This is a genomic window from Streptomyces sp. NPDC007025 (assembly GCF_042869455.1).
Classification (GTDB): Bacteria; Actinomycetota; Actinomycetes; order Streptomycetales; family Streptomycetaceae; genus Streptomyces.
The window spans coordinates 356,646-370,603 of sequence record NZ_JBIAFT010000001.1 but is presented as its reverse complement, the minus strand read 5'-3'; the positions used below and the strand labels follow the sequence as shown (position 1 = coordinate 370,603).

Annotated in this window: 9 protein-coding genes; 3 read left to right on the top strand and 6 right to left on the bottom strand. The window is 73.5% G+C overall.

What is annotated here, in order from left to right:
- The first annotated feature begins 93 nt into the window (after positions 1-93).
- Positions 94-1,410 (top strand): hypothetical protein, encoded by a 1,317-nt coding sequence (locus ACFYMO_RS01470; RefSeq protein ID WP_388543471.1) that lies wholly within the window; start codon positions 94-96, stop codon positions 1,408-1,410.
- 145 nt (positions 1,411-1,555) lie between these two features.
- Here the strand turns inward: ACFYMO_RS01470 and ACFYMO_RS01465 are convergent, their stop codons facing one another.
- Positions 1,556-3,025, bottom strand: coding sequence for a hypothetical protein (locus ACFYMO_RS01465; protein WP_388543469.1), 1,470 nt, complete (start codon positions 3,023-3,025; stop codon positions 1,556-1,558).
- 157 nt (positions 3,026-3,182) lie between these two features.
- Here ACFYMO_RS01465 and ACFYMO_RS01460 point away from each other — a divergent pair, with 157 nt between their 5' ends.
- Together ACFYMO_RS01460 and ACFYMO_RS01455 are read left to right on the top strand one after the other, a co-directional pair.
- A complete protein-coding gene (locus ACFYMO_RS01460; RefSeq protein WP_388543467.1) occupies positions 3,183-3,638 on the top strand; it encodes a DUF4913 domain-containing protein in 456 nt (151 codons plus the stop codon).
- Positions 3,639-3,866: 228 nt separating this feature from the next.
- Complete coding sequence (locus ACFYMO_RS01455) at positions 3,867-6,755, top strand: BTAD domain-containing putative transcriptional regulator (RefSeq protein WP_388543466.1); 2,889 nt, start codon at positions 3,867-3,869, stop codon at positions 6,753-6,755.
- A gap of 120 nt (positions 6,756-6,875) precedes the next feature.
- Here ACFYMO_RS01455 and ACFYMO_RS01450 read toward each other — a convergent pair whose 3' ends face one another.
- From ACFYMO_RS01450 to ACFYMO_RS01430, 5 genes are all read right to left on the bottom strand, one after another.
- Positions 6,876-8,405 carry an RICIN domain-containing protein gene (locus tag ACFYMO_RS01450; protein WP_366770867.1) on the bottom strand — a complete coding sequence of 510 codons (1,530 nt, stop codon included), beginning with the start codon at positions 8,403-8,405 and terminating at the stop codon, positions 6,876-6,878.
- A 293-nt stretch (positions 8,406-8,698) separates the two neighbouring features.
- Positions 8,699-10,186, bottom strand: coding sequence for an ATP/GTP-binding protein (locus tag ACFYMO_RS01445; protein WP_388543464.1), 1,488 nt, complete (start codon positions 10,184-10,186; stop codon positions 8,699-8,701).
- 169 nt (positions 10,187-10,355) lie between these two features.
- The gene (locus ACFYMO_RS01440) at positions 10,356-11,855 is read right to left on the bottom strand and encodes an SCO6880 family protein (protein ID WP_388543462.1); all 1,500 of its coding nucleotides are present in this window, start codon (positions 11,853-11,855) and stop codon (positions 10,356-10,358) included.
- Positions 11,842-13,188 carry a hypothetical protein gene (locus ACFYMO_RS01435; RefSeq protein WP_388543460.1) on the bottom strand — a complete coding sequence of 449 codons (1,347 nt, stop codon included), beginning with the start codon at positions 13,186-13,188 and terminating at the stop codon, positions 11,842-11,844. Before ACFYMO_RS01435 ends, ACFYMO_RS01440 begins: the two co-directional genes overlap by 14 nt.
- On the bottom strand, positions 13,188-13,952 hold the full coding sequence (locus ACFYMO_RS01430; RefSeq protein WP_388543459.1) for a hypothetical protein: 765 nt from the start codon (positions 13,950-13,952) through the stop codon (positions 13,188-13,190). The genes ACFYMO_RS01435 and ACFYMO_RS01430 overlap by 1 nt, the downstream gene beginning before the upstream one ends.
- Positions 13,953-13,958: the final 6 nt, after the last annotated feature.

Here is a 13,958-nt window from a genome sequence, read left to right as displayed (position 1 = left end):
GCCGCACCCGCATTCCGTGATGGAGGGACGACGCTCAACGCGGGGCCCTTTCGGTCACGACGGGGCTCCCTGTCAGCCTGGAGGAGATCCGGAATGGCACCAAAGGAATCGAAGGACAAGAAGAAAAAGAAGAAGGAGCGGGAGGAACAGCCGTCGATGCCCGGCGGCTACCCGGCCTCGGTGGCGAGTTCGAGCAGGTCGTCCCGCCGCGACTCGGAGGCGACGACCTCCTCGCGGAGCAGCCGCAGCAACCGCTCGGACGGTACCCGCCGCAGCCACCGTTCGGAAGGCGAGCGCTCCCGGCGCGACCGCGGGTCGCCCAGCTCGGAGGGCAGCGGCAGCAGCGGCAGCAGCGGGACTGACATCGCCGCTCTGGACGAGGCCGTCGACCGGCTCTCGGACCTGCCCAGCAGCCCGGGCACCACGTCCAGCGCAGGTTCCGCAGACGACCTGCCGGGGATGTTGCAGGACGCACCGCAGGAGATGCCGTGGTACCACACGGCCACTCAGGCATGGCACTACCTGCGGGGCTCCAACACCTACACCCAGCACCGTGACCGGCGTACCGGGGAGGCCACCTGGCGACAGGTGGACCCGAACCGGCTCGCGGACCGGATCACCAACTGGGCCAGGGACAACGCGAACACGATCGGGACGGACATCGGCGGGGCGGCCTTCGCGGGCCAGGGGATCGGCATCCTCGGCAACCCCCCGAGCGCACCCCCGAACACCTGGGGTTCGCGGATGTACGGCCTCGGCGGGGTCACTGTCAACGCCCTCGTCCCCGCGACGCAGTTGGCCTCGACGCCGAACAGGACGTACGCGCACTACGGCATGACCGCGCTGAACATGGCGGGGCAGGCGGCATACGGCGTCGGCGCCTCCGGCCTGGTCCGGAGCGACAGGTGGGCCTGGGCCGCCCAGGGCTTCGGCGCACTGACGTCGGCCGGTGCCACCTGGGCGTACAACCACCTTCCCCAAGGACAGCAGTCGCGGCAGCAGGAACAGGGCAGCGTCCTGCCCATGTACAACCTGCCGACGGCCCAGCGGGGCCAGACGAACCTGCCGCTCCCCGCGCAACAGGCCCCGCAGACCAGCACACTGGCGTACCGCCCGGCCCCGCCGCGGTCCACGGCTGTCGCCGCGAACTCGTACCAGCCGCAGCAGCAGGTCAGGTACCAGCCGAGCGGGCGCGGGCAGTCCGGTACGGGCAGCGGCAACGGATACCAGACCTCGGCGCAAGCAGGTCAGCGGCAGGGCGGGCTTCAGCGCCGGAACTCCCAGAACCCCGGGGGTGTCAGCTACAGCCAGCAGAACTTCAACGTCAGCTACAGCAACTGGCAGAACCCCTACGGGAACCAGCGGCGCTCACCCTCACCCGGAAGGGGAGGGGGCGGCGGCGGCAGGTGACTCCCCGGCACCCCGCAGGGGGCTGACAGCCCTCGGACGGTGGCCATGACAGATGACTGTCCGGCGGTGCACCCGCATCGCCGGGCAGTCCTCGTGTACGCCCACGGCCTCGTGCACGCCCCGCGGCAGGGCCGTCCGCCGGCCGTCACCTGCTCCGGGACGGCGCCCGCCGCACCATACCGGCCTGCTGCGCCGCAGGAGCCCGATCCGGCGTTTGCGGGGACCGGGTGACGTCCCTGCCGCGGGCTTCGCTGCCGGAGCGATGGTGCTCCAGGGACTGATGGGCCACGGCGGGGCTGAATCCGGGCGAGGCCGGCGGCGCCACGGGGCTCACAGGCATACCCGCCGGGCTCACCGGCCGGCTCACGGGGCTCACCGGTGGCATCGCCGGACTCGCGGGGGAGCTCACGGGGCTCGACGGCGGAGAGGGCTGCCGCGCGGTGTCCGCAGCACGCGGGGGTCGGCCGGGCTCGGTACCGGGGGCTTTCAGCGGAATCTTCGGCGGGACGATCGGCACCTTCGGCGGTACGGGCGGCCCCTGGGTGTGCCCTGCCGAACTCCCCCGGACGGGGGCCACGGTGCGGGAGGGCGCCCGGGTGACCGGGTCCCCGGGGCGGGGACCGGGAGTCCGCTGCGGAGCGGTGCCGGCCTCCACCGGCGTCTGGCCCGCGTAGTGCGGCAGTTGGGGCAGCCGGGGCGGTGCGGCCATGCGGGCGACGGGCGGTGCGGCCATGCGGGCGACGGGCGGTGCGGCCATGCGGGCGACGGGCGCCGCCGCGGCGGCCGTCGCCGGGCGGAGAGTGCTGTCGCGCCGCTTCGCCCGCCGCCGGGGGGTGAGCCCGGAGAGCCAGGAGCGTCCGGACCGCGGTGTCCCGGTGCTCGTCGCCGTCGGCCGGGCCGCCTGCGCGAGTGCGACGTTGAAGGGCAGCAGATGCCGGCTCGCGGCCACCTGGTAGCGGGTCCTGCCGTCGATGAGCTTCGAGACCTCCTTCCGGACAGCCGCCTGCTGCTCCGGGAGGAGGTTCCCGTACTGCTCGAAGGACGACCTGGCGCTCCGGGGCTGTTCTTTCATCAGGCGCCGTCGGCCGTCCGGCTGCTGCGGCGGCGGGGCGGATCCCCAGTCCGGGGACGACGCCGCAAAGCCGGGTCCCGGCCGTGCGAAGCCCGGTCGCCGGGCGACATGAGGCGCCTGTGCGAAGCCCGGTGCCGGGAAGTGCTGTCGCGGGTCGGGGTGCCCTGGAGCCTGCGGCCGGCCCTGCTGGTACGGCGGCTGCCAGGGCTCCGTGGGTCCTGCCCGGTAGGGATCCTGACTCGGCGCGGGAGAGGACTGCTCCGGGTGGCCGTCCTCCCCGCCCGCGCCCGCGGCTTGCCCTCGACGGTAGCGCAGCAGCCGGAGCCAGATCTCGCGCAGCAGGCGGAGCAACTCGTCGGCGGCGGCGTCGGCCGCTTGACTCGTCGGCTCCCGTTCCGCGGGCCGGGGAGCGGGATCGCGGACGGGTCGCGCGGCCGGCTCGCGCTGCCGCGTGCGCGCGGTGGTGGCCCGCAACTCCTCGTCGAGCAACTGCCGCGCCAGCCGCTTCGGTCTGATGCGGCGTGAACCGGTCGGCTCAGGCATAGGACGTCCTCCGTGTCGTCGACGACCGACTCCCGGAGTGGACACGGACAGCTCCGGGAATCGGTTCACCGGCCGGGTGAACCGAGCGCGGCACCCGCACGTGATGGTTCCGAAGACGCTGCCGGATACCGACCGCGACCGCAGGAGCACACCCGCCATGTCCATGGCCGACCAGTCCCAGCGGAACCAGGACCGGACACCCGACCGGCCGGAGGACGGTGATGCCGGCCCCGCCGCACCCCGGTTCATCCTCTACAAGGACGGATACGACTACCAGTCGGAGATGTACCGGCTGTCGCAGTGGACGCACCACGTGCTGCTGCCCGTCTACGGCAGGGAGGTCACCTCCGGAGCCCCGTGGTGCTCACGCTGGTGGGAGCACCAGGAGGCGGTGGCCCAACTCCACGGCCTGTGGCTGGCGTGGGCGGCGCTGACCGGCCCCGACGCCGATATGACCGGCCCGGCGTCGTGGCATCGCGACTTCCTGGGCCCGGTCATGGGTGTACTTCGCGATCCCGCGGGCCCGTTCGCCGGCTGCAAGCCCGGCAGCCACCGGCCGAAGGAGGTTCCGCCCGTCGAGCCGCTGGCCCCGCCGGAGCCGCCCCTCGCGTGACGCCCCGAACTTCCCGCCGCACGTGACCCCATGGGCGCGCCGCCGCTCGGTCGTCGACCGCCCCCTGGCACGCGCCGGGCGCCGGGCCGGCACTTCCGAGGACCGGCCGGCCGGTCCCTCCGCGTGAGATCTCGAACACGTTACGTTCCGCAGTCCGGCCGGGAACCTCCCGGTGAGAAATACAACGGCATACTTCCGGATCGTTTACGCCTCGGTAGAGTCGAACTCGTGAAGGTGAGCCATACGACCCCTCTGCGTGTCGCTGTCTTAGGACCGGTCCGAGCCTGGCGCGGGGAGCAGGAGGTCGCCCTCGGGTCGCCGCAGCAGCGTGCCGCGTTCGCCGCGCTGCTGCTGCGCCGCGGACGGCCCGCGACGGTGGGCGAACTCGTGGACGCCATCTGGGGTGAGGAACCGCCGGCCGGCGCGGTCACCGTGCTGCGTACCTATGTGTCGCGGCTGCGCAAGGTGCTGGAGCCGGACCGGAAGTCCGGGCAGGCGCCGCGAGTGATCGTCTCCGCCGCGGACGGCTATCTCGTCCGGGTGGCCCAGGAGGGCTTCGATCTCGACGTGTTCGAGCGACGCGTGGCCGAGGCGAAGAAGCTGCGCACCGGGGGTTCCCTGCGCGCTGCCGACGAGTTGCTGCAGGCGGCACTGGATCTGTGGGACGGCCGGCCACTGGCCGGGGTGCCCGGCCCGCTGGCCGTGACGGAGCGCTACCGGCTCGACGAGCAGTGGCTGAGCACCTGCGAGACCCATCTGGACATCGGTCTGGAGCTGGGGCGCCATGAGGAAGTGGCTGCCAGGCTGACGGCGCTGACGGCCGGGAACCCACTGCGCGAACGGCTCTACGAATTGCTCATGCTGGCGCTGTACCGGTCCGGGCGGCAGGCCGAGGCCCTGGCGGCGTACGGCGAGATCCGCGGGACGCTGATCTCGGAGCTGGGAGTCGAGCCGGGCGCCGCACTGGTGGAGCTGCACACCCGGATGCTCTCCGCCGATCCGTCGTTGCGCGCGCCGGCGCCGGCGCAGTCCTCCGGCGGCACCGTGGCGACGGACTCCCCGCGGCCGGCGTCCGCGGCACGCCCGGCCCAACTCCCCGCCGATCTGCCGGTCTTCACCGGCCGGGAGAGCGAACTGGCGCAGACCCACAGCCTGCTGCCCGCCGACGGCGGGCATCCGAACGCGGTGGTGATCAGCGCGATCGGCGGCATGGCGGGGGTCGGCAAGACCACCCTGGCGGTGCACTGGGCGCACGAGATCGCCCACCGGTTCCCCGACGGCCAGCTCTACGTCAACCTGCGGGGCTTCGACGCGACCGGGTCGGCGATGCTTCCGGAGGAGGTCACCCATGGGTTCCTCGACGCGCTGGGCGTGCCTCCGGGGCAGATACCCGACCGCCCCGAGGGACGCACGGCGCTGTTCCGCAGTCTGCTCGCCGACCGGCGGGTCCTGCTGCTGCTGGACAACGCCCGGGACACCGAACAGGTGCGGCCCCTGCTGCCCACCGGTCCCGGGTGCCTGGCCATCATCACCAGCCGCAACCAGCTCACCGGTCTGGTCGCCAACGACGGCGCCCATCCGCTGACCCTGAATCCCCTCCCGCCTGCCGACGCCCGCGAGTTCCTGGCCCGGCGGATCGGCAGAGCCCGGATGGCGGCCGAGCCGGAGGCCGCCGACGAGATCATCGACTGCTGCGCACGGCTCCCCCTGGCGCTGGCCATCGTCGCCGCGCGCGCCGCCACCCACCCAAGCTTTCCGCTCTACGCGGTCGCCGAGGAGCTGCGGGACAACCACGGCAGCCTCGACGCGTTCGCCGGCGGCGATCTCAGCACCGACGTGCGCGCGGTGTTCTCGTGGTCGTACCGCGCGCTGTCGGCACCGGCCGCCCGGCTGTTCCAGTTGCTGGCCGCCGCGCCCGGACCGGACATCTCAGCGCCCGCCACGGCGGCCCTGGCGGGACTCGACCTGCGCGAGACCCGCGGGCTGCTCACCGAACTCACGCACGCCCATCTGCTGACCGAGCACTTCCCGGGCCGCTACGTCTTCCACGACCTGCTGCGGATCTACGCGCACGAGCAGGCCGACTGCGAGGAGGGGGCGCCGGAGCGCGAGCGTGCGGTCGAGCGGATCCTCGTCTGGTATCTGCACGCCGCCGCCGCGACCTCCCGTTTCATCACTCCGAACCGGCCGCGGGTTCCGCTGGTTCCGCTGCCCGGGAGCTGTGTCGCGCCCCGGTTCACCACCTACGACCAGGCCCTGAAGTGGTGCTCGGCCGAACGCGCCAATCTGATCGCGGCGATCAACCAGGCCGCCGCCGGGGAGCACTCCGCCATCGCCTGGCGGCTGACGGCCGTCCTGTGGGGCTTCTTCTACCTGCGCAGCCACACCAAGGACTGGGTCTCCTGCAACCGGGTCAGCCTGGCGGCGGCGCGCCGGGACGGTGACCCGAAGGGCACGGTCGAAGCGCTCACCGGACTGGCCAATGCGCTGACCAACGCGGGCAGGCTGGACGAGGCCATCGACCACTACCATCAGGGACTGGCCGCCAGGCAGGCCCTCGGCGACGAGAGCGGTGATTCGCAGATCGTCGGCAACCTCGGCGACGTCTGCCTGCGGGCCGGACGGGTCGAGGAGGCTCTGATCCACCTGGACAAGGCGCTGGAGGCCGACCGGGCTCTCGGGAACGGCTGGGGCGAGGGCATCTGCCTGAACAACCTGGGCGAGGCCCATCTGCGACTGGGCCGGCTCGACGAGGCGCGCGGCTACCTGGAGCGGGCGCTGGAGGTGCAACGCGCCACCGCCAACACCTGGGTGGAGGGCATCTCGCTGGACTTTCTGGGTACGGTGCACCACCGCCTCCAGCACCACGACGCGGCCGTCGAGCACTACCGGCACGCGCTCACCAAGCACCGGGCGGTCGGCAACCGGTGGGGCGAGGCACAGACCATCGAGCACCTGGGCGACGTCCACCTGGCCGCCGGCGCGCCGGATGCCGCACGCGAGCAGTGGAGCCGCGCACTTGCACTGCTCGAGGAGTTCAACCACCGGGACGCCGCGGGAATCCGCGAGAAGCTCCGCACGCTGGACGGCGAGCCCGACAGCACACCGCGGGACTGACCACCCGCCGGTGGCACACCGGCAGCCCGGGAGCCGGTTCCCCGCGGTCGCCGGCGACCGCGCGCGGCGCGGGGCCGGCCGGCTCCCGGGATGGCTGCCGTTCCCGGCGGGGCCCGGACCTCACGGCTTCTTGAAGCGCCACTGGTGGTCGTCCGCGTCGTCGCAACCGTAGATCAGCAGCGGGACGTTCGTCGTCTCCCCGGCACCGGCCACGTCGAGGCACTGGTTGCCGCTCTCGTGGTTGCGGATCCAGTACGTGCCGTTGGAGCGCTTGTCGAGCCACCAGAGCTGGTTGTCGTTCTTGGGACGGCAGTGGTATTCGGTCACCGGAGACCTGGCGGCCATGGGACCGAAACCGGCCAGGTCCAGGCACAGATTGTCCTTGACGTTCCGGATCAGGTAGAGGTCCGCCTTGCCGGGCCCGCCGTCCTTCTCCTTCAGATCCAGCTTCCATCGCTGGTTGCCGCCGCGGGCACCGGCGCTGGTGTCGCAGTCGCCCTGCTGGACCCGGCCGTCCGGCTCGCCCTTGCCGGTGCCCGGAATGTCCAGGCAGCGGCCGGTCTTCCGGTTCACGACCATGGTCACCCCGTGCGGGATGCGGCTGCGACCCGGTGCCTTCTTGACGTGCTTGTGCTTGTCCTTGTCGCCGGAGGACTTCTTGTCGGAGGAGCCGGGGTCCTTCTCGGTGTCCTCCGTGTCCTCGGCGTCGGGCTTCTCGGGCTTCGAATCGGCCGACTTCGGCTTGTCCTTCTTGTCCGCGTCCTCTTCCCCCGGTGAGGGGGATCCGGACGGGGAACCGCTGGGGAACGGCGGGCGGGAAGGGCGCACCGACCCGCCCGGGCCGCGGTCCGGCTGCTCTTTCGGATCCTCGACCCGGATCTTCCCGTCAGCCCTGTCGCCGCTGCCCCCGCTGCTGGCCCCGGCCAGCGCCAGCGGCGTGGTGACCAGTGCCGCAACCGCGACGGCCACGCCCCCGACCACCCACGGCTTCTTGAGCAGGCTGGTGGGCACGAACTCCACGTCCGAGCCGCGGTTCGCGCCACCCTCGCCCTTCCGGGATCCTGGCGAGAGCGCCGGGAGGGACGGACGCCGAATGGACGGCATGGACGGGCGCGGGATCGACGGCCGCGGGATCGACGGCAGCGCCGTACGCGATCGGGCGGCCGGTCGCGGCTGCCCGACGGGCGCGTCGACCGCGCTCGCGCCGGCTGCCGACGCGCCGTCCCCGGCGGCCGGCTGCGGGGCGGTCGGCGCCTCCCCCGCCGCGGGCTCGGCCGGGGGCGCCGGCGCCGGTCCGGGCGGGGCCGCGGGAACGGCTGCCGCGGCGTCGCCGGCACCGCCTCCGGGGGCACCGCCGTCCGCGGCGTCCTGCTCCGCGAGCCGGCTGGAGCCGTCGGGACCGACCTCGACGCGCACCGCATAGCCCGTCGCCGGGTTGGAGATGGCGGCCGTGACCGGGTCGTCCCGCAGCTGCGCGTACCCGTGCAGGGTGTCCAGGATCGCGGTGTCCAGCGGCTGCTCCCCCAGCACCGGGACCGGCTCGCCGTCGATCGACGCGGCGCCCTCGCCGGTGATGACGACGTCGAAGGAGGCGGACTCGGACCGGCCCGGCGGCATGCCCGGCGGCCGTGCTTCTCCGTCCTCGCTCATAGGTGCACCACTCCCTGACGACTCGGCTTGCGACGAACGAACCCCGACTCAGCAGGGGTTCCTGGACTGATCGGTGCAACGGCGGCAACGACAGCCAGTGGCGGCCTTGCCCGTCCCGTCTCCCCTCCCGTCTCCGGACCGGGTCCGGGGCGCCGAACGGGGAGCGCGCCCCGGACCCGACTCGGGCGGAGGCCCGGGTGGGGGCCCGGCCTCCGCCTCTGTTCACGGATCGGCGGCCGGAACGGTTCACCGGCGGGGACCTGGAGGCCGGGCCCGGCGGTCCGGCGCACGGATCAGGCCGTCTTGTTCCAGCGCTTGTTGGTGTTGTTGACGTCCAGTTCCCCGGCGGTCAGGTCCACATGGGCGGGGATGCCGGGGCGGCTGCCGACCTTGACGAGGAAGTTGCCGAGCCCGGGCGGGTCGGCCTGGCGGCTGCGGGCACTGTCCCAGGCCGGCGGCGTGGACCAGTCGACCAGCAGCCGCTTCTCCACCTCGGTGAGCTCCACCACCTGCGCCAGCTGCGGCATCTCGGCCGGGGGCAGACCGGCGCAGACGACCATGCCCGCGCGCTCGACGAAGCCCTTCGCCTTGATGCGGTCCTCCTCGGTGGGGAGCGCGAGCAGGTCGCCGATGGTGTGGGTGACCATGGCGAGACCCACACCGCGCTGCCTGTCCAGCCGGGTGAGGGCGTTGACCCGGTCGACCAGTCCCCGGCCCGCCTGCAGCACCCGCCACAGCTCGTCCATCACCAGGAAGTGGTTGCGCTGCGGCTCCAGTCCGGCGTCCGCGAGCGCGTGCGCCGCGGAGACCGCGCCGAACCCGTAGGACCAGCAGGACAGCAGCGCGGCGGCCTGGAGCAGGGTCTCGCTGTCGTCGATGTTGCTGACGTCGAAGCACACCGGCCGGTCGAGCTTCATCGGCTCGGTGGTCGGACGGGCGAACGAATCGCCCAGCAGGCCGTCTCCCAGCAGCGCGGTCAGCGACGCCTCCAGGTTCTCGGTGATGTCCCGGTAGCGGGTGATGTCGCCGCGGTCGAGAGCGACGGCGCGCACCGGCTCCGGGGCCTCCTTGATGACCTGCACCAGGTCCGCGAGGACCGGCGTGCGGCCGGGGCCGTGCCGGTCGTCGAGGACGTCCAGGGCGGCGGCCAGCACGGTCTCCTCGCGGTCGCTCGGCGGCTCCGCGCGCAGAATGGTCACCAGCGCGGACACCATGTGCAGCCGGCGGCTGTGGGTGGCGGCCAGCAGCTGCCGGCGCGCGTCCCCGGTGAGCCGGGCGGCCGCCGCCGTGGACTCCCCCGGGTCGAGGACGTTGAGGTGCCCACGCCCCCGGCCGAGGCTGATGACCTGCCCGCCGATCGCGCGGATGAGGTCGACGTAGTCGGGCTTGAGGTCGCCGAAGATGAGCGGGTGGACACCGTAGCCGGACAGGCCGAGCGCCATCCGCCGCACCACGGTGGACTTGCCGAGTCCGGGGCGGCCCAGGACGAACATCGACGGGTTGGCCAGCAGGCCCGTGCGCATGAACCAGCTCACCGGGTCGCAGCAGACCGTAGCCCCCGAGTCCAGGTCACGGCCGAGCGGCACCCCCACCATCGGGGTCCCCGCTCCGGCGCCGAACGGCCACAGGCCGCAGACCTGGACGGAGGTGCCACGCCACTCCGGTGCGGGATCGACGTATCCGACCATGCCGCCGCCCCGCCCGGGCCAGCCCCGCGCGGTGGCCCGCGGCAGGCTCGGGCCGGCACCGCGTGCCCGCGTCTTCTCGGCCTTACGTGCCATCAAGTCCTCCTGTGCTGTGTGGCCGTGTCCGGGGGTGCCCCCGCCCCGTCTCCCGATCCGCGGGTACGTGGTGTCCGGCCCCTGGGTCGCCCGCGCCGCCGACGGGAACGCGGGCCCCCGGCTGCGGCGCCTGGGCGACTTCCGACGGCGCAGCCGGTCGTGGTCCGCGCTACATCGCGTCCCGTACGGTCTGCGGCAGCGCGGTGTGCAGCGGCAGCACCAGGCCCAGGGGCAGCGCGGCGGCGAAGGCCGCAGCCTGCGAACCGTAGGCGGGCCGGACCGCGATGCGGGCGGCCGGCGCCAGGTTGTCCACCGCCGCGGTGGCCCGGGGCAGGTCCTCGGCGGAGTCGACGGTCGCGGTGATCAGCAGACCGAACTGGATCACTCCGTGCCCCTGGGCCTGCTCCTCGGCCGCCTTCCGGGCCGCCACCACCTCCGCGTCGTCGCTCGCGCGGCCGATCGGCTGCTGCTGCGCGGTGAACAGCGCGTTCTTGTAGTCCTGCTGGACGACGCGGGCGCCCTCGGCGCGGCTGTGCGGACGGTAGAGCAGCGTGACCCGCTTGCGGGCGATGTCTCGGCTGGGCTGCACCAGCCCGGTCAGCACGTTGGAGAACACCTCGCCCTGCGGTGCCTCGGTCATGGCCCAGGTGATGCTGTGCACCCCGTCGTGCCGATAGTGGTCCCACTCCTCCTGCGCGGCGGTCGGACCCGCCTGGTCCCAGGTGAGCCCGGTGCCTCCGGCGGCGCGTGCCTCCTCGACCAGCTGCGCGACGGTCGGGTCGTAGGCGACCCGCACCGCCTCGGCGAGTTCGGTCGCCGTCATCGGGACGGCTGTGCCCGCGCCCGTCATGGACAGTCCGGCGGTGAGTCCCGGCAGCCGGGTCCCGATGTGCACCGCCATCTCCTCGACGTTGCGGCGCGGGGCACCCGCGCGGGCCGCACCCGAGTAGGTCAGCGCGATCCGGGTGCTGATCTGCGCCGAACCGCTGGGATAGGCGGCGACCACGTCGCGCAGCATCTCCCGGGCCAGGTCCGGCGCGTCGTCGACGGCGTTGGCACCGATCTCCTGCTGGAGCCGGACTCCGGGGTCGGGCGCGGTCTCCACGGTGACACTGGCGGCCACGAGCCCCGGTTCGGTGCCGAGCGCCGAGAGCCACTGGCCCCAGTGGGCCACCCAGATGTCGACCTGCCGCTCGTCGACCAGCGCCGCGCCGTCCGCGTCGCAGGAGACGACCACCGTGTGGTGGTTGGTCGCGGGCACGGTGATGACGGCGAACGGGCGGCCGTAGCCGTCCTGCGCCTCGCTCAGGGACGACTGCGCGGCCAGTCCCGGCAGCCGGCAGGTGCCGCCGCCCGCCCGGCCCAGCGGACCGGACCGGTAGAGGTTGCCGCCGGAGGAGGTGTTGCGCCACCAGGCGAGCCGCACCGCGCCGCGCTGCATCAGGGTGCGGCCGTGCCGGTCGCGCACCGCCAGCGGTGCCATGGCCAGTGCCAGCACGACGGCCAGGGCCAGCGCGATCCACACGGAGATCAGCGTGCTGAGGACGACGGCGATGAGGCCGCCGAACAGCAGCATGGTCGCCCCCAGCGACAGGCCCCGCAGTCCGGAGGCGCGCGGCCTGCGGAAGTTGCCGTAGGTGCGCGGGCCGGATCCTTCAGTCACTGCCATGGGGTTCCCCCTGCGGGTCGTCACGGTGTCGGTGGGTGGCCGTCGAGAGCGCGGAGGAGAGCGTCTCCTTGACGGCTGTGGGGCCGGCCGGGTCGGCGGGATCGCCCGGGGCGGTCTGTTCCGCCTCTCCGGGGCGGTCGAGCAGGGCCGCCGGACGCGATGGGCCCGCGCGCCGGTCGGCGGCGGAGTGTTCGGCCCCTGGCGTCGCCTGTGTTCCGCCCGCGCCCTGTGCGGGCCGACGGCTGCTCGCGGCGTGCCCCGGACTGCTGCGTGCGCCGGTGGCGTCCCCGCGCTCCCGGACCGCGGTGGCACCGGAGACCGACCGTCCGGCCGCGGGTCCGCGCAACTGCGGCACGGCCAGCGCGCCGCCGGCCACGACCCGGCCGCCGCCGGAGCCGGAGGACGAGCCGCCGCCGAGGCCCGCGGTCGTCGCCTGTACCGCTGGGGCGGCGAGGCGGAGCAGCGCGGGGAGGGTGCAGCAGGCCAGCACCAGCAGGACGACGCCCGAGACCATGGAGACGATCTCGTTGCCCTCCCCCTTCGGCGCGTCGCCGGCCATGGAGAACGCGGCCGCGTACACGACCGCCGCGGTGGGCTTGTAGAGCACGAACGCCAGCAGCCAGCCGACGGACTTGCGGAACCAGGCCCGGCCGGACGGGGTGGAGCTGGCCGCGGCGGACAGCGGGAGCGTGCCGGTGAGGATCACCAGCAGCGCCACCCGGGCGATCATGAGGGCGATCTGCACCAGCCCGGCCCCGATCACCAGCAGGGACATGATCAGCACGAGGAAGGAGGAGTCCGTCCCGCCCAGCGCGAGCATGGCCGAGACGCGGTCGTCGAACTCGTCCACGCACTGCTCGACCGGCTCTCCTGCGGCGCTGATCTGCTCGCAGCCGGTCGACCTGTCGATGATCCAGACGCTGAACCTGTCCCCGGCCACGGTCAACAGGTTGACCGCAGCGACCCCGGCGGAGGAGACGACGATCAGGTTGAGCAGCCCTCGCACGGCCTGCCTTCCGGGTTCGCCGCGCCGCTGCCAGGCGAGGTGCCCGGCCGCGATCACCAGGCACAGCACGGCGGTGAAGGAGGTGAACCACAGGGTGGAGCCGCGCAGGAACGCCGCGGGCCCGCTGTCGTAGCTCAGCAGGGGGCTGTCGATGTCCGTCCACGCGCTGCCGAGTGCCTTGACGGTGTCGGCGGCCGCCTGGGCGGCGCTGTCGACGATGTTGTCGAACGCGCTGTCGCCGAGGTCCTTCGGACCCGTGCCCTCCCCATCGCCCACGCAGTACCCGCCGACCGTGGGGCGCACCCAGCCGAAGTCGCAGCCCGCCATCACACACCACCCCATTCGACGTATCCGGCCAGGGAGTCGACCGGGGTGGGCGCCGGCGGATCGGCCGGGTACTCCAGCTTCCAGTCGCCGTCCCGCCACAGCACGGTGGTGGCCGCGGCCTGCATCCGGCCGTCCTGGAACCGCCACACGGTGCGGATCACGGCGGTGCCGCCGGTGTAGCTCACGAAGTCGAACCCGGCGATCTGCCCCTGGGCGGCGCCCTCCTGGGCCCGCGGGTCCGCCGTGCGCTCCGAGGCGGCGCGGGCCTTCAGGTAGGGCTCCCGGCCGTCGCCGACGGTCTGCGCGCGGGTGACGCCCTGCCAGTCGTCGGCGGCCAGATAGCGGACACTGATCTGACTGGACGCCAGCAGCGCGCCGAGCGGGGTGTGCGCGTAGCAACGCGCCACGTCCTTCTCGACCACGGCCGGGCCCGCGGCCTTCGACGAGGGGAGGGCGACGGAGTGGAACAGCTTCCAGCCCACGCCCTCCGGCGGAGCGGTGGGGACCTTCCTGCCCGTGTCCTCCCGCTCGGGGCAGTCACCGCGGTCCGCCGCGGCGGACGGGGGTGGTTGTACGGTTCCGGCGTCCGTACCCGGGGCCGGCGGGACGGCGCCGGAGCGGCCCTCCGGTGGGTCGGAGGAGACGAGGACCGCCACTCCGACGACGGCGACGAAGCCGATGAACGCGACCGCGAGGACGAAGCCGTTCCGCAGCCAGGGGCTGCGCGACTCGCCGCTTCCCGTGCGGCTGCCGGGCTCTGCCATGTCCCT